This is a genomic window from Luteimonas notoginsengisoli, assembly GCF_042648885.1.
GTDB classification, from domain to species: domain Bacteria; phylum Pseudomonadota; class Gammaproteobacteria; order Xanthomonadales; family Xanthomonadaceae; genus Luteimonas; species Luteimonas notoginsengisoli.
Map to the genome: position 1 here is coordinate 689055 of NZ_JBHRYF010000008.1, position 15294 is coordinate 704348.

A 15294-nucleotide genomic window follows, 5' to 3' on the forward strand; every position below is an offset into this window, starting at 1 on the left:
GAGACCAAACGCTCACGCACAGTGAACCCGCAAGATCCTGGAGTTTCGTGGACCCGCAGCGCATGGACACTTTCCCGCCCGAGAACAACCCGTCCACGGCAGGCCGCGCTTCGGCGGGCCCGCTGGGCGGCGTGCGCGTCCTGGACCTGAGCGCCTACATCGCCGGCCCCTACGGCTGTTCGCTGCTGGCCGACCAGGGCGCGGACGTGGTCAAGATCGAGCCGCCCGGCGGCGACAACCTGCGCCAGTATCCCTCCACGCTGCCCAGCGAAAGCCGCGCCTTCCTCGGCGTCAACCGCAGCAAGCGCGGCATCGTGCTCGACCTCAAGAGCGCGCGCGACCACGTCGCCCTGTTGAAGCTGGTGCGCGAGGCCGACGTGCTGGTGCACAACTTCCGCCCGGGCGTTCCCGAGCGGCTCGGCATCGACCACGAGCGGCTGAACCTGCTCAACCCGCGGCTGGTCTACTGCGCCGTCACCGGCTACGGCGAGACCGGGCCGATGAAGGACAAGGCCGGCTACGACCAGGTGCTGCAGACCATGACCGGCATGTGCGCGCTGCAGGGCAAGCGCGGCGGTCCGCCTGAGATCATCTACGGCTCGGTGGTCGACTATTACGCCGCCGCGCTGCTCGCGGCGGGCGTGTCGTCGGCGCTGTACGAACGCGAACGCAGCGGACTGGGCCAGTTCGTCGGCGTGTCGCTGCTGCGCAGCGCGCTGACCATGCAGTCGGCGCGGATGATCTGGGCCGACGGCGAATCGCTGGACATCGGCCGCGACATGCGCTCGGGCGGGGTGACCGGCATCCATCCCACCCGCGACGGCTACATCTACATTTCCGCCAACACGCCGCGCTTCTGGCAGGCGCTGTGCGCGCGCACCGGGCTGGAAGCGCTCGGCGCCGACCCGCGCTACGACACGGTGCGCAAGCGCGCGCAGCACGCGGCCGAGATCGTGCCGCTGCTGCACGAGGCGCTTGCCGGCCGCAGCGCGCTGGAGTGGGAACAGGCGTTCGGCGACGAGGTGCCGTGCGCGGCGGCGCGCCGGATCGAGGAAATGTTCACCCATCCCCAGGTGCTCGCCGAGGGCATGGTGTCGACGTTCGAGCACCCGGTGGTCGGGCGCTACCGCGGCGTGACCCAGGCGATCAAGTTCGGACGCACGCCGGGTCCGGCGCCGTTCGCCGCGCCGACGCTCGGCCAGCACGGCGCGACGATCCTCGGCGATGGGGAGCGGCCAGCGCCAGGCGCGAGTGCCGGTCCGTGGCGCCGGACGCCGGACCGCGGCGAGCGCGACGACTAGGTCGCGCCGGCTTCCCCGCCCGGCGCGCGATGCGCCGCGCCGCGCCCGAATTTCCTGCCCACCCATTCGCCAATGTCGTCCAGCACGGTGAACGCCGCCGGGATCACGATCAGGCTCAGCAGGGTGGACGTGATCAGACCGCCGATCACCGCGATCGCCATCGGCGCGCGGAAGCTGGAATCGCCGGAAAAGCCCAGCGCGATGGGCATCATGCCCGCGCCCATCGCCAGCGTGGTCATGATCACCGGCTGCGCGCGCTTGCGGCAGGCGTCGATCAGCGCGTCGTGCTGGCTCAAGCCGTGCTCGTCCTCGGCCATGACCGCGTAGTCGACCAGCAGGATGGAGTTCTTGCTGGCGATGCCGATCAGCATCAGCAACCCGATCAGCGCCGGCAGCGACAGCAGGTTCTGGGTCAGCAGCAGCGCGCCGAACGCGCCGCCGGCGCACAGCGGCACCGCGGTCAGGATGGTCAGCGGCATCAATGCGTGGTTGAACAGCAGCAGCAGCACCATGTAGATGCACACCAGGCCCGCGACCATCGCGATCGCGAATCCGACGAACAGCTCGATGAACACCTCGGCGTCGCCGGTGTTGAGGAAGCTGACGCCATCGGGCAGCTGCTGCACGCTTGGCAGCGCCTGCACCTCGTTCATCACTTCGCCCAGCGGACGGCCGTTGAGTTCGGCGGTGAAGGTGATGTTGCGCTGGCGCTGGTAGCGCGAGATCTGCGAGGGGCCGCTGGCGGCGCGGATGTCGGCGACCGCCGACAGCGGCACCGGACCGTTCTTGCCGCGCACGCGCAGCTGCCCGACCAGCGCCGGGTTGGCCAGCGCCGCCTCGGCGAATCCAACGCGGATCGGCACCTGGCGTTCGGGCAGGTTGAGCTTGGCCAGGCGCTGCTCGTAGTCGCCGGCGGTGGCGATGCGCGCGGCCTCGGCGATGTCGGCGGTGGCGACGCCCAGGTCCGCGGCGCGCGCGGGATCGGGCGTGATCACGATCTCCGGGCGCAGCAGCGAAGCCGACGAGGTGACGCTGCCGAGCCCGTCGATCCGGCGCAGGTCGCGCTCCAGTTCGATCGCCGCGGACTGCAGGCGCTGCGGGTCGTCGCCGGCCAGCACCAGCTGCATCGCTTCGCCCGGCTCGGAGCTGATGTAGCTCACGCGCACGCCCGGCAGGTCGGCGAGCTTCCCGCGCGCGATCCGTTCCAGGGTCTTCTGGTCGCGATCGCGATCGTCGGCCTTGCCCCAGTCGAGGATCAGCGTTGCCTTGCGCGCTTCGCCGATGCCGGACTTGGACGGATCGCCCAGGTCGAGCACGCTGCCGACCGCGGTGTAGACCTGCTCGAGCTCGGGCATGTCGGACAGCTGCGCGCGGGCGCGCTCGGCCACGGCCACGGTGTCCTGCAGGGTCGTGCCCGGCGGCAGTTCCAGGCTCAGGTTGCTGCGGCCCAGGTCGGAGGTCGGGATGAAGGTGGTCGGGATGAACGGCACGATCGCCAGCGAAGCGACGAACAGGCCGGTCGCGATCCACAGCGTGCGCGCACGATGCCGCAGCGCGGCGTCCACCCAGCCCAGGTACCACGTCATCAGCTTCGACTCGCGCTTCTCCTCGCCGTGCGGCTTGAGCAGGTAGGCGGCCATCATCGGCGTCAGCAGGCGCGCGACCAGCAGCGAGAACATCACCGCGGTCGCCGCGGTCCAGCCGAACTCGCGGAAGAACTTGCCGGCGATGCCGGGCATGAACGCCACCGGCACGAACACCGCCGCCAGCGTCAGCGAGGTCGCGATCACCGCCGTGCCGATCTCGGCGGCGGCGTCGCGGGCGGCGTCGATCGGCGTCTTGCCCATGCGCAGGTGGCGCACGATGTTCTCGATCTCGACGATCGCATCGTCGACCAGGATGCCGACCACCACCGACAGCGCCAGCAGGGTGATCAGGTTCAGGCTGAAGCCGAACCAGTGCATCACCGCGAAGGTCGGGATGATCGACAGCGGCAGGGCGATCGCCGAGACCCAGGTCGCGCGCCAGTCGCGCAGAAAGAACCACACCACCAGCAGCGCCAGCAGCGCGCCTTCCCAGAGCATCGTCATCGACGAGTCGTACGAACGCACGGTCTCGTCGATCACCGTGGTGACCAACTGGAAGTCGATGCCCGGGTGGTCGGCCTTGAGCTGCGCGAGCGCCTGCTCGACGCCGTCGGCGACCGCAACCTCGCTCGAACCGCGCGTGCGCGACATCGAGAACGCCACCACCGGCTTGCCGTCGAGCAGCGCGGCCTCGGTGGGATCGGCGGCCGCGTCGCTGATCCTGGCCACCGCCGACAGCCGCACCGCGCGCCCGTCGGGCAGGCTGATCGAGAAGTCGCGCAGCGCCCGGGCGCTGTCGATCGTGCCCACGGTGCGGATCACCTGCTGTTCGCCGTCGATCTCGGCCTTGCCGCCGGCGCGCTCGACCTGGATCCGCGCCAGCTGCTGCGAGACGTCGCCGGCGGTGACGCCGAGCGCCTGCAGCGCGTCGGGATCGAGGTCCACCCGCACCTGGCGGTCGACGCCGCCGACGCGCTTGACCTGGGCGACGCCCGGCACGCCGTACATCGCGCGCGTCACCTCGCGGTCGACGAACCAGCTCAGCTCGTCCGGGCGCAGCTTCGGCGCGACCACGGCGTAGGTCATCAGCGAGCCGCCGATGTCGACCTTGGAGATCACCGGCTCCTGGATGTCCTGGGGCAGGTCGGTGCGGATCCTGGTCACCGCGTCGCGGGTGTCGTCGAGCGCGGTGGCAAGGTCGGTTTCGAGATGGAACTCGATCGACGTGACGCTGACGCCTTCACTCACGCTGGACATCACCCGCTTGATGTTGGGGATCGTCGCCACCGAGTCCTCGACCCGGCGCGTGACTTCGGCCTCCAGCTGCGACGGCGAGGCGCCGGGCTGGGTGATCGTCACCGTGGTCATCGGGAACGCGATGTCGGGGAAGCGCGCCACCGGCAGCTCGTGGAAGCCCCACAGTCCGGCCACGCACAGCACGAAGAACAGCATCAGTGCCGGCAGCGGGCGCTGGATCGCCCAGGCGGAGAAGTTCATGGCGCGGTCGCCGCGCCGGCGGGGGTTGCCGCCGGCTTCGCCGCGACCACGCGCACCGTGTCGCCGTCGCCGAGGAAGCCGGCGCCCTGCTCCACCACCGCATCACCGGCCTTGAGGCCGTCGAGAATTTCGACCCGGCCGCCGACCTTGGCGCCGATGGCCACGCGCACGCGGTGGGCGACGTGATTGCCGTCGAGGGTGAACACGTAGTTGTGGCCGTCGCGCTGGACCACCGAGGCCGCCGGCACGGTGAGCGCGTTGCCGGCGCCGGTGACGATGCGGCCTTCGACATAGCTGCCGGGCTGCAGCGGGCCCGGCTCGGGGAGGTCGGCGTAGATGGTGCCGGTGCGCGTCTGGCTGTCGACGCCGGGGCTGACGGCGCGGATGCGGCCGGTGACGATGCCGGCGCTGGATGGCAGCCGCACCGTGGCGCCAGGCTCCACCAGCGCGAGGTCGCCTTCGGGCAGCTCGGCGCGCCATTCCAGCCGGCCGTCGCGGATCAGCCGCAGCAGTTCGGTGCCGGCGGCGACGACCTGGCCGGGCTGCACCAGCCTCTTGGAGATCACGCCGTCGGCGGGGGCGCGCAGCTCGGCGAAGTCGCGCCGCAGCTGCGCCGCGTCGCGGCTCGCGCGCGCGGTGTTGCGCCGGGCCTCGGCCTGGGTGCGCGCGGCGCGCAGCTCATCGAGCTGGGACGCGCTGATGAACTGGTCCTTCACCAGCAGTTCGGCGCGGGCCAGATTGGCGCGCGCGAGCGCAACGCCGGCTTCGGCTTCGGACAGGGCGGCGTTGGCCTGCCGCAGTTCGCTGTCGAGGCTGCGGTGGTCGAGTTCCAGCAGCACCTCGCCCTTGCGGACCTGTTCGCCGACGTCGACGTTGAGCGCGGTCACCCGCGCGCCGCTGATCTCCACGCCCAGCTGCATCTCCTCGAACGCCGCGACCGGCCCCGAGACCACCACCGTGCGCTGGATCGGACGCATCTGCGCGCGCACCAGGGTGACGGCGAGGGTGGAGGCAGGGGCTGCGGATTCGGCTGGATCCGATCCGCCGCCGCAGGCGGCCAGCAGGACGGTCAGGCAGGTGGCGGCGGCAACGGCTCTGACGGACATACGGATTCCGGAATGAAGGGCGTGCGCGGGGGGCACAGGGGCGCAATTGTACTGATCAGTCCAGTAATGTGGGGGGATGGGTGTCTGCCGGGTTGTGCGAGGTGGGCGGGCTATGACGGAGGTGACCCGTTGGGGCAGGGCCTCGCACATGTGTCGGATGTGGGAGGGCGAAGGACCGCAGAGGGCGAGCGTGGAGAGTTGCTGTTGAGACTGCGGCTTCGCTGCGTGCGGGATTTACGCCACCAAAAGCTTTCGCGCCGTGACGGCGCGAGCCACCTTTCTTTGCTTGTGCAAAGAAAACTGGCGCAAAGAAAACGCCGCACATCCCTGTGCGGCGCTCTGCGGGTTTTGCCCGCCGGCTCCGCCGCTACGGAGGGGCCCCGAAGATCAGGATCAAAGGGCACGGCGAAGCAACAGCAAGAGCAAGAGCAAGAGCAAGAGCAAAGGCAATCACGGCACGCAAGGCGAGACCAAGCAAGGACGGCGGCCTAGGCAACTGCGTCCGCAGGACGCTTGTAGGAGCGGCTTCAGCCGCGAGCTCTTTCGCGCCGGTCGTGTTCCTTCGCCACCGAAGCGCCTCGCTAAGCCGCGCCTGAGGGGAACCTCAGGCCGCCGGAGCCGCCACCGCCGGCAGGCCAAAAAACGCGCGCGTGGTGGCCGTTGCCTGCGCTGCGGTGGCGGCAACCTCCTCGCCGCGGTCGCGCGCGAGTTCCTCGACGATGTGGGCGAGGTACATCGGTTCGTTGCGGCGGTGCGAGGGCGCGGGTTTCACCGTGCGCGGCAGCAGGTAGGGCGCGTCGGTCTCGATCATCAGCCGCTGCGCCGGGATCGATCTCACCAGTTCGCGCAGGTGCTGGCCGCGGCGTTCGTCGCAGAGCCAGCCGGTGATGCCCACGTGCCAGTCGCGGTCGAGGTAGTCGAACAGTTCCTCGCGGCTGCCGGTGAAGCAGTGCACCACGGCCGGGCCCAGCTTGCCCTCGAATTCGCGCAGGACCGCGACAAAGTCCGCGTGCGCGTCGCGCTGGTGCAGGAACACCGGCTTGCCGACGCCGTCGACGGCCAGATCGGCGGCGATCTGCAGCTGGCGCTCGAACGCCTTGCGCTGCGCCGGCCGCGGCGAGAAGTCGCGGTAGTAGTCCAGCCCGCACTCGCCCACCGCGACGACTTCGGGATGCGCGTGCAGTGCGCGCAATTCGGCATCGCATTCGGCGGTGTACTCGCTGGCGTGGTGCGGATGCACGCCGGCGGTGGCGAACAGTTCGCCCGGATGCGCTTGCGCCAGCGCCAGCGCCCTGGGGGAATGCTCGCGGCTGGCGCCGGTCACCACCATTTGCACCACGCCTGCATCGCGCGCGCGCTGCAGCACGGCGTCGCGGTCGTGGTCGAAGCTGTCGTGGGTGAGGTTGGCGCCGATGTCGATCAGTTGCACGGGTCTTGGTCCGCGTTCGTCGTGGACGCGGAAGCATAGCGGCTCGGGCTTGCGCTGGCCGCGCCGGCGGTGTTCGCCATAGTCATGGCCCTGCGCCATCCCATCGCGCACTTTCCGCGACTTCCTGCGCGACTCACGGGGGCGTGTCGTCGGCCTGCTTGGTGAACAAGCTAGGAGCTCGTCGACAGGGTGGTTGCCGCGGATCAGCAGCCCCTCCCGCGTGCGAACGAGGGCGCCCTTGCGCCACCGGCATGCATTCCATCGCGCCAAGGCCATGGCCAGGCGAGGAGCGGAAGGGTGCGGATGCGCGTTGCTCGTATCCTTGCGCCGTGACTCCCACGAATTTCCCCATCGACGCGCTGCTGCCGCAGGTCTGCGACACCTTGGCCGCGCACACCCGGCTGGTGCTCGAGGCGCCGCCCGGCGCCGGCAAGACCACGCAGGTGCCGTTGGCGCTGCTCGATGCGCCTTGGCTAGGTGGGCGCAGGATCGTGATGCTCGAACCGCGCCGCGTTGCCGCGCGCGCCGCGGCGGAATTCATGGCGCGTCAGCTCGGCGAAACGGTCGGCGAGACCGTGGGCTATCGCATCCGCTTCGAAAGCCGGATGTCCGCCCGCACCCGCATCGAAGTGGTCACCGAGGGCATCCTGACGCGGATGCTGCAGGACGATCCCACCCTGGGCGACGGCACGCCCGGTGCCGTCGGCGCGCTGCTGTTCGACGAGTTCCACGAACGCCACCTGGCCGGCGACCTCGGCCTGGCGTTGGCGCTGGACGTCCAGGCGGGCCTGCGCGAAGACCTGCGCATCGTGGTGATGTCGGCCACGCTCGATGGCGAACGCCTGGCGCAATTCCTCCAGGCGCCGCGGTTGTCGAGCGCCGGGCGCAGCTTCCCGGTCGAAGTCGCGCACTTCCCGGCGCGTCGCGATGAATCGATGGAAGCGCAGGCGCGCCGCGCCATCGAACACGCGCTCGCCGCGCACCCGGGCGACGTGCTGGCATTCCTTCCGGGACGGCGCGAGATCGCGCGCTTGCAGGCGGCGCTGGGCGCCTCTCCACCCGGGAGGGAAATCGAGGGGAAAGGTCCAGGCATCGAGGGCGCCCGACCGCAATCCGGCGCCGGGCCCCACCCGCTTCCCGCGAGAGACGCGCTGCATCGTGACTTCGAGGTGCTGCCGCTGCACGGCAACCTCCCGGTCGAACAGCAAGCGCAGGTCCTGCAGCGCGATCCCCACGGCCGCCGTCGCGTGGTGCTCGCCACCAACGTCGCCGAATCCAGCGTCACCCTGCCCGGCGTGCGCGTGGTCATCGACAGCGGGCTGGCACGCGAGCCGCGCTACCACCCCAACAGCGGCTTCTCGCGCCTGGACGTGGCCAACGTCTCGCAGGCCTCGGCCGACCAGCGCGCCGGCCGCGCCGGCCGCGTCGCCGAGGGCTGGGCGTACCGGCTGTGGCCGCAGTCGCAGCGGCTGGAGCCGCAGCGGCGCGCGGAGATCGCGCAGGTCGAACTGGCCGCGCTGGCGCTGGAACTCGCCGGCTGGGGCACTGACGCGCTGCGGTTCGTCGATCCGCCGCCGCCCGGGGCGCTTGCCGCGGCGCGCGACCTGCTACAGCGCCTCGGCGCGCTCGACGCCACGCATGCGATCACGCCGCAGGGTCGGCGCATGCTCGCGCTCGGCACCCATCCGCGAATCGCGGCGATGCTGCTGTCGGCGCGCGACGATGGCGAGCGCGCGCTGGCCTGCGACCTGGCCGCGCTGGTGGAGGCGCGCGATCCGCTGCGCAGCCGCTCCGACGCACTGGCGGAACGCTGGCGCGCGCTCGCCGCCTTCCGCGGCGGCCGGGTGCCGCAGGACGGCAACCGCGCCGCGCTCGCGGCCATCGACTCCGCGGCGAAGCAATGGAGGCGCCGCCTGCGCGTGGCGCACGCCCCACCTCGCGAGCTTGAGGCGCACCGGATCGGCGACCTCCTGGCCCATGCGTTTCCCGATCGCATCGCCCATCGCCACGCCGCGGACCCGCGCCGCTACCAGCTGGCCAACGGCCGGATGGCGAAGCTGTTCGATGACAGCGCCTTGGTCGGCGAGCCGTGGCTGGTCGCCAGCGAGCTGCGCTACGAGGCGCGCGATGCGCTGCTGCTGCGCGCCGCGCCCGTCGACGAACGTCTGCTGCGCAGTGCGTTCGCCGACCGTTTCTCCGATCGCGAAGAAACCCGCTGGGATCCCGCGCGTCGCGCGCTGGTGGCCGAGCGCGTGCAGCGCTTCGACGGCATCGTGCTTGACGCGCGTCCGGCCGGCCGGGTCGATCCCGCGCAGGCGGCGCGGGCCTTGACCGCTGCCGTGCGGGAACTCGGCCTGGACGCGCTGCCCTGGAGCGATGGCCTGCGCCAGTGGCGCGCGCGCGTGCGCTCTCTGCGGGCATGGATGCCGGAACTCGACGTGCCCGATCTCGGCGACGACGCGCTGCTCGCTTCGCTCGACGACTGGCTGCAACCGGCGTTCGCGGGCGCGACACGACTCGATGCGCTGTCGCCCGGCGCCCTCGCCGAGGCCCTGAAGTCGCCGCTCGACTGGTCGCTGCGCCAGCGCATCGATGGCCTCGCGCCGACCCATGTCGATGTGCCGTCGGGAATGCAGCGCCGCATCGATTACGCCGTCGGCAACGATGGCGATCCAGCGCCGCCAGTGCTGGCGGTGAAGCTGCAGGAACTGTTCGGCCTGGCCGATACCCCGCGCATCGCCGACGGCCGCGTGGCCCTGACGGTGCATCTGCTCTCGCCCGCCGGCCGCCCGCTCCAGGTCACGCGCGACCTGCGCAGCTTCTGGCAGAACACCTATCCCGAAGTGCGCCGCGAGATGAAGGGCCGGTATCCGAAGCATCCGTGGCCCGAGGATCCGTGGAACGCCGTCGCCACGCATCGCGCCAAGCCACGCGGAACGTGAGCGCGGTGGCGTTCGGTGCGGCGATCCGCGGCGTCGGTGGTCGGGACGGCAGGTTCGAAGCGGCACACGTCCTGCCCGCACAGACGATTGCCCCGCCTGCCAATTCACGGTGAACCGTGTCCAACCCGCCGGGCGTTTGCTCACGCCGATTCAACGCCGCGCCCGGGACACTGAGCGCCGGCCAATCCCCTCCAGGCATCTCCCATGAGCAAACTCGAATCCCTGCCCGGCCGCGCGCTGGAACTGGCTGGCAGCATCGGCGACACCCTGCGCGATCGCGTGCCCGATCGCGCGATCAAATGGATCGAAACCGGTGCCGCGCTCGGTGCGCTGAAGACCGGCGGCCGTGTGGCGACGAAGTTCGTGCGCCGCAATCCGGCGGTCGCGGTCGCCAGTGCGGTGGGCGCCGGCCTGCTGCTGTACGCGGTGCGTCGCCAGCAACGCAAGTCGCGCGAACAGGCGATCGAAGGCCGGGCAACCCGGGTCGAAGCGAAGAAGGCAGCGCCGCGCGCGACCAGCAAGCGCGCGCGCAAGACCGCCGCCGACTGAGTTCCGCACGCGCTCACCGCGGGAGCGACCTGGGGCGCGAGGTTGCTGGCGTCCGCCAGGACAGGACGCGTCGCCGCCGTCGTGCGCCCGCCGGCCGCCGCGGACGTCAGCCCGCGTGCGCCGCCGCCTCCGGCAGCTCGATCACGAAGCGCGCACCACCGCCCTCGCGGTCTTCGTACCAGAGCTGGCCGCCCGCGTTGCTGATGATCTGCCGGGCCAGCGAGAGTCCGAGTCCGCTCGACAGGCCGTCGGCGGGATCGGCGTCCACCAGGCGCGAGAACGGCTTGAACAGTTCGCGCTGGCGCGCGGCGGGAATGCCGCTTCCGCGGTCTTCCACCAGCAATTGCCAGAATCCCGGCGAACTGACGCGCACCGAGATCTCGATGTCGCTGTCCGGCGCGTACTTCATGGCGTTGCTGACCAGGTTTTCAGCGACCTGGCGCAGCACCAGGTCATCGATCGCCACCGGCCGGCACTGGGCCGGCGCCTGCACGCGCAACTGCAGGCCGCGGCCTTCGAGCTGCAGGCCGTAGCGGCGCGAGAGCCACTCGAGCACTTCGGGCAGCGGCGCCGCGGCCGCCGCGTCGCGCTCCCGCGAATGCGCGTGGTCGGCCTGTGCCTCCAGATAGCGCCGGATGTAGCCGAGTGCGTCGCTGGCGCTTTCGTGGATCATTTCCAGGTAGCGGGGGAAGCGCTCCGGCCGCGTGCCGCCGTGGATCAGGATGTCGCTGGCGAACAGCACGCTGGTCAGCGGGTTCTTGAGGTCGTGCGCGACCAGGTTGACCAGCTCCTGGCGTTCGCGGGCGACGCGTTCCAGACGATCGCGGGTCTGCTTCAGGCCGACGTGCGCGTTGACTCGCGCCAGCAGTTCCTCGGGCATGAACGGCTTGGTGACGTAGTCCACCGCGCCCGCGTCGAACGCGCGCAGCAGCAGTTCGCGATCGTGCGCCGCGGTCAGGAACACGACCGGCAGCCGCAGCAGTTCCGGTCGCTGCTTGATCTGTTCGAGCAGGGCGAAGCCGTCCATGCCGGGCATGATCATGTCGAGCAGCATCAGGTCGGGCGTTTGCTCGGACGCGATCGCCAGCGCTTCCTCGCCGCTGTCGGCGGTGACCACTTCGTAGCCGTGCCTGGAGAGCAGGGCGCTGACCACGCGCAGGTTCGCAGCCTGATCGTCGACGACAAGGATGCTGCCAGACGCGTTGGCCGTCGTGTTCATCATGCCCGGATGTTCCGTTTGCCCCGAAACTGAATGCGATACTTGAACGCGCCACGTTACCAGAAACGCCGGACGCCGCAGCACGCGGCAAACACTGCAGGATTCAGGAATCTGAATCCTGCAGCCTGCGCCATTCGCCGGGATGCAGGTCGCGCAGTTGCCACGCGCCGATGGCCACCCGCACCAGCCGCAGCGTCGGCAGCCCGACTGCCGCGGTCATGCGCCGCAGCTGCCGGTTGCGGCCTTCGGCGATGCCCAGCTCCAGCCACGCGTCGGGGACGGTCTTGCGCGACCGGACCGGCGGATCACGGGGCCACAGCGCCGCCGGCGGGTCGATCCGGCGTGCGTGTGCCGGGCGTGTGCGGCCGTCGTTGAGCTCGACGCCGTCGCGCAGCGCCTGCAGCTGCGCCTCGGTCGGCGTGCCTTCGACCTGCACGAGATAGGTCTTGCGCAGCTTGTGGCGCGGATCGGTGATCCGGTGCGCGAGCGCGCCGTCGTCGGTGAGCAGCAGCAGCCCTTCGCTGTCATGGTCCAGGCGTCCGGCCGGATACACGCCGGCCGGCAGACCAAACTCCGCCAGCGTGCGCCGCGGCGGCGTGCCGCGGTCGGTGAACTGGCACAGGACGCGGAAGGGCTTGTTGAGCGCGAGGAGCATGGCAGCCAGGAAGGTCAGTCGGTGGGCGGTCGGCGGCACCGCAAGTCCTGGCCCGGGGATCTGGAGTCAAGGCCGGCGCAGCCGGGGGCTGCGCCTGTCATCCCGGGTGCAGCGAGGGATCTCCGGCCGCGGAAGACCCGCGTTTCCCCCGAGGCAACGCAGGCGCGTTCTGGCGGGTCAATCGCTGTGGTTCACCGTGCGTCGCCCGCGGGCGCGGCTTGCTCACCCGCGACGGCTCAGGGTGACGCCTGGGCCGGCTTCACGAAGCGCAGCGTCATCCGGTCGCTTTCGCCGATTGCCTGGTACTTCGCATCGTCCGCGGCCTCGTGGTCGTTGCTTGGCGGCAGCGTCCAGACGCCGTTGGGATGGTCCTTGGTGTCCTTGGGGTTGGCGTTGATCTCGCCCTGCGCATCGAGCCTGAAACCGGCGGCTTCGGCCATCGCGATCACCTGCTGCTGGCCGACGTAGCCGGACTTGTCGCCGTCGGCGACGTCGGCGCTGGCGCGGTGCTCGACAACGCCGAGCGTGCCGCCGGGCTTGAGCACCGCGAAGAAGCCGCGGAACATGCCGGCGGCCTGCCCGCTGGAACGCCAGTTGTGCACGTTGCGGAAGGTCAGCACGACGTCGGCAGATTCAGGCGCGCCGAACACCGGAGCCTTGGGATCGTAGGCGACGACGTCGGCCTGGTCGAACTGCGCCGGCGCGGCGGCGAACTTCGCCTCGAGACCCGATTTCGACTTCTGCTGGTAGTCGCGGCTGCCGCCCTCCTTGACCGCCATCGGGTCGACCACCGCCGCGACGTAGCGGCCGTTGTCGCGCAGCAGCGGCGCCAGGATCTCCGCATACCAGCCGCCGCCGGGGGTGATCTCGATGACCGTCTGGCCGGGCTTGACGCCGAAGAACGCCAGCGTTTCGGCCGGATGGCGATAGCGGTCGCGCGCGACGTTGGCCGGGTCGCGCCACGTGCCGTCGATGGCCTGCTGCAGCGCGTCCGTCGAGGCCTGCGACTGCGCAGCGTCGCCGGCGGCCGCGTCCGCGGTGGGCGGCGCGGAGACGGCGGAAGTGCTCGCGGCGAGCGCGACGGTGAGTGCGCAGGCAACCAGGACGGTTCGCATGGGGCGGCTCCGGAGGGGATGGATCGCAAGCGTGCCACAAAGCCAATGGTCGGTGATTGCTGATTCGCCGGGCGCGCGGCGTCCTGTGCCGCGGATGACCGGGGCGGGTCCGCGGCAACGAAGATCGGCGGAGGCCGCAGGACAGGGATCTCGATGTGGGTCTGTCGAATTCCTAATTCCGAGCTCCGAATTTCAAATCCCGATCACCGATCCCGCACGACGCCCCCATGCCAGCGCCGCGCCGCTCTGCGGATTCGGCGTCGCGCAGCGCGCTTCCACTCGTCGAGCACGGCCATGACCTCGTGGGTGTGGGGCACCGGACGCGCATCGACGACGACTTGCACGAACCACACGCTCTCCAGAACGCGCGATCAGGGGGCGGGATCGCCAGTCTCGTCCCCCGTATGCCGCACGTGTTCGGCCGCTTCCTCGTGCAGCCAGGCGCGGAAGGCCTGCAGTCCCCGGTGCGTCGCCGCTTCGGGCGGATACACCAGCCAGTGCGAATAGCGCGCCTTCAGCCGCTGCGCGGTCAGCAGCAGCAGCTGCCCGGCGTCGAGCAGCAGGCGCGCGCGGGTGACGCGTCCCAGCGCCACGCCAACGCTGTCGAGCGCGGCGCGATGGTGCGATTCCGAATCGTCGAACACGGCCGCGTAGCGCGCCGGCGGCTGCCCGCCAAAGGTTTCGAACCAGCGCTCCCACTGTCCGTCGGGATCGCCCAGCAGCGGCCATTCGCCCAGCGGGCGCGCCTGCAGGCCGCCCATCCGCTCGACCAGCGCGGGGCTCGCCATCGGCACCAGCCATTCGTCGAACAGGTGCTCGGATACCACGCCCGGCCACTGGCCCATCCCGATCCGCAGCGCCGCCACGATCTGCGTTTCGCGGCTGAAATCGACGACCGACTCGGTCGACTGCAGGCTGATCTCGACCTGGGGATGCGCCGCAAGGAAGCCGCCCAGCCGCGGCACCAGCCAGGCCGAGGCCATCGACGGCGTCGCGCTGACCGCGAGCCGGTTGTCGTGGCGGGCGGCGAACGGCTGCAGCGCCTGGCCGATCGCATCCAGGTGCGGCGCGATCCGTTCCAGCAGCCGCTGGCCGTCAGGCGTCAGCCCGACGCCGCGCGACTTGCGCACCAGCAGCTGCTGGCCCAGCCGCGCTTCCAGTCCGCGCATCTGGTGGCTGAGCGCGCTGACGGTGAGATTGAGCGACTCGGCGGCGCGCGACAGGTTGCCGATCCGCGCGGCGGCGACGAAGCCCTGCAGGGCGTGCAGCGGGAGGCGGCTGGTGCGGGATTCCGGCGGCATGTGTTGATCTGGGCTCAAGACAGGCTTGCGAAAAGGTCGCTTTTTGGCGGCCAAGAATGCGCCTATCTTTTGTTCCACTCAAGGCGATGCAGGAGTGGAACATGAGCATCTACACCGAATTGCTGTTCCAGCAGGGCTACATCCACAACACCGAGCTGGCGCTCTCCCTGGCCGCTGAACACGCCGACGAAGCGGACGGCGCTATCCCGCCGTCCGAGCCCGCCTGCGGCGAAGCGGCTACCGATGGCGGGCGCCACCCGCGGCCGTTCCGGCGCGGCGCCATCACCTCGATCTGCTCGGTGGCGCTGTCGCCGTTCCGCTGACTTTCCGGGCGGCGGTCGGGCCGAAGCCGCCGCCTGGACTCAGGCCGGCGGATCCTTGCGCCGGGTCTTCGACACGCCGCTGAGGATGCCGATGCCCAGTAGCACCACCACGCCGACCGCGATCCACTGCGGCGCCAGCCCGGCCAGCGAAGCGCCATAGGCGAGCCCGCCGATGACGACCAGCATCCCGATCAGGTAGAGAGCGAATGACGACATGCGATGACTCCAGGCAGTGGAGCCGGGAGCGTAGGCAGGGGCGGGTGTGGGCCGG

At 70.8% G+C, this 15294-nt stretch carries 12 protein-coding genes; 4 read left to right on the forward strand and 8 right to left on the reverse strand.

Features of this window, described 5'->3' with window-relative positions; translation table 11 throughout:
* Positions 1-62: 62 nt before the first annotated feature.
* A complete protein-coding gene (locus tag ACFOM9_RS10945) occupies positions 63-1301 on the forward strand; it encodes a CaiB/BaiF CoA transferase family protein (RefSeq protein ID WP_386710289.1) in 1239 nt (412 codons plus the stop codon).
* On the opposite strand, the gene ACFOM9_RS10950 is transcribed toward ACFOM9_RS10945, so the two are convergent.
* From ACFOM9_RS10950 to ACFOM9_RS10960, 3 genes are all read right to left on the reverse strand, one after another.
* The gene (locus tag ACFOM9_RS10950) at positions 1298-4384 is read right to left on the reverse strand and encodes an efflux RND transporter permease subunit (protein ID WP_386710292.1); all 3087 of its coding nucleotides are present in this window, start codon (positions 4382-4384) and stop codon (positions 1298-1300) included. The two genes, ACFOM9_RS10945 and ACFOM9_RS10950, sit on opposite strands and share 4 nt — an antisense overlap.
* A complete protein-coding gene (locus ACFOM9_RS10955) occupies positions 4381-5490 on the reverse strand; it encodes an efflux RND transporter periplasmic adaptor subunit (RefSeq protein ID WP_386710295.1) in 1110 nt (369 codons plus the stop codon). Before ACFOM9_RS10955 ends, ACFOM9_RS10950 begins: the two co-directional genes overlap by 4 nt.
* A 604-nt stretch (positions 5491-6094) precedes the next feature.
* Positions 6095-6919, reverse strand: coding sequence for a TatD family hydrolase (locus tag ACFOM9_RS10960; RefSeq protein ID WP_386710298.1), 825 nt, complete (start codon positions 6917-6919; stop codon positions 6095-6097).
* Between the two features lie 329 nt (positions 6920-7248).
* On the opposite strand from ACFOM9_RS10960, the gene hrpB reads away from it, so the two are divergent.
* Entirely contained in the window at positions 7249-9861 is a 2613-nt protein-coding gene (gene hrpB / locus ACFOM9_RS10965; RefSeq protein WP_386710301.1) for an ATP-dependent helicase HrpB, read from the forward strand.
* 204 nt (positions 9862-10065) lie between these two features.
* Positions 10066-10410 carry a hypothetical protein gene (locus tag ACFOM9_RS10970; protein WP_386710304.1) on the forward strand — a complete coding sequence of 115 codons (345 nt, stop codon included), beginning with the start codon at positions 10066-10068 and terminating at the stop codon, positions 10408-10410.
* A 106-nt stretch (positions 10411-10516) separates the two neighbouring features.
* On the opposite strand, the gene ACFOM9_RS10975 is transcribed toward ACFOM9_RS10970, so the two are convergent.
* The 4 genes from ACFOM9_RS10975 to ACFOM9_RS10990 form a co-directional block, all read right to left on the reverse strand.
* Entirely contained in the window at positions 10517-11632 is a 1116-nt protein-coding gene (locus tag ACFOM9_RS10975) for a hybrid sensor histidine kinase/response regulator (protein WP_386710307.1), read from the reverse strand.
* A 100-nt stretch (positions 11633-11732) separates the two neighbouring features.
* Complete coding sequence (locus ACFOM9_RS10980; protein ID WP_386711028.1) at positions 11733-12284, reverse strand: pseudouridine synthase; 552 nt, start codon at positions 12282-12284, stop codon at positions 11733-11735.
* Positions 12285-12520: 236 nt separating this feature from the next.
* Complete coding sequence (locus ACFOM9_RS10985; protein WP_386710310.1) at positions 12521-13399, reverse strand: class I SAM-dependent methyltransferase; 879 nt, start codon at positions 13397-13399, stop codon at positions 12521-12523.
* Positions 13400-13770: 371 nt separating this feature from the next.
* Positions 13771-14700 (reverse strand): LysR substrate-binding domain-containing protein, encoded by a 930-nt coding sequence (locus ACFOM9_RS10990; RefSeq protein WP_386710313.1) that lies wholly within the window; start codon positions 14698-14700, stop codon positions 13771-13773.
* A 101-nt stretch (positions 14701-14801) separates the two neighbouring features.
* Here ACFOM9_RS10990 and ACFOM9_RS10995 point away from each other — a divergent pair, with 101 nt between their 5' ends.
* The gene (locus ACFOM9_RS10995) at positions 14802-15023 is read left to right on the forward strand and encodes a hypothetical protein (RefSeq protein ID WP_386710316.1); all 222 of its coding nucleotides are present in this window, start codon (positions 14802-14804) and stop codon (positions 15021-15023) included.
* 39 nt (positions 15024-15062) lie between these two features.
* On the opposite strand, the gene ACFOM9_RS11000 is transcribed toward ACFOM9_RS10995, so the two are convergent.
* On the reverse strand, positions 15063-15239 hold the full coding sequence (locus ACFOM9_RS11000) for a hypothetical protein (protein ID WP_386710319.1): 177 nt from the start codon (positions 15237-15239) through the stop codon (positions 15063-15065).
* Positions 15240-15294 lie beyond the last annotated feature (55 nt).

Coding starts and splice junctions, on each gene's coding strand:
- ACFOM9_RS10945 (WP_386710289.1), top strand. CDS start 63: ATGGACACTTTCCCGCCCGAGAACAACCCGTCCACGGCAGGCCGCGCT.
- ACFOM9_RS10950 (WP_386710292.1), bottom strand. CDS start 4,384: ATGAACTTCTCCGCCTGGGCGATCCAGCGCCCGCTGCCGGCACTGATG.
- ACFOM9_RS10955 (WP_386710295.1), bottom strand. CDS start 5,490: ATGTCCGTCAGAGCCGTTGCCGCCGCCACCTGCCTGACCGTCCTGCTG.
- ACFOM9_RS10970 (WP_386710304.1), top strand. CDS start 10,066: ATGAGCAAACTCGAATCCCTGCCCGGCCGCGCGCTGGAACTGGCTGGC.
- ACFOM9_RS10975 (WP_386710307.1), bottom strand. CDS start 11,632: ATGATGAACACGACGGCCAACGCGTCTGGCAGCATCCTTGTCGTCGAC.
- ACFOM9_RS10980 (WP_386711028.1), bottom strand. CDS start 12,284: ATGCTCCTCGCGCTCAACAAGCCCTTCCGCGTCCTGTGCCAGTTCACC.
- ACFOM9_RS10985 (WP_386710310.1), bottom strand. CDS start 13,399: ATGCGAACCGTCCTGGTTGCCTGCGCACTCACCGTCGCGCTCGCCGCG.
- ACFOM9_RS10990 (WP_386710313.1), bottom strand. CDS start 14,700: ATGCCGCCGGAATCCCGCACCAGCCGCCTCCCGCTGCACGCCCTGCAG.
- ACFOM9_RS10995 (WP_386710316.1), top strand. CDS start 14,802: ATGAGCATCTACACCGAATTGCTGTTCCAGCAGGGCTACATCCACAAC.
- ACFOM9_RS11000 (WP_386710319.1), bottom strand. CDS start 15,239: ATGTCGTCATTCGCTCTCTACCTGATCGGGATGCTGGTCGTCATCGGC.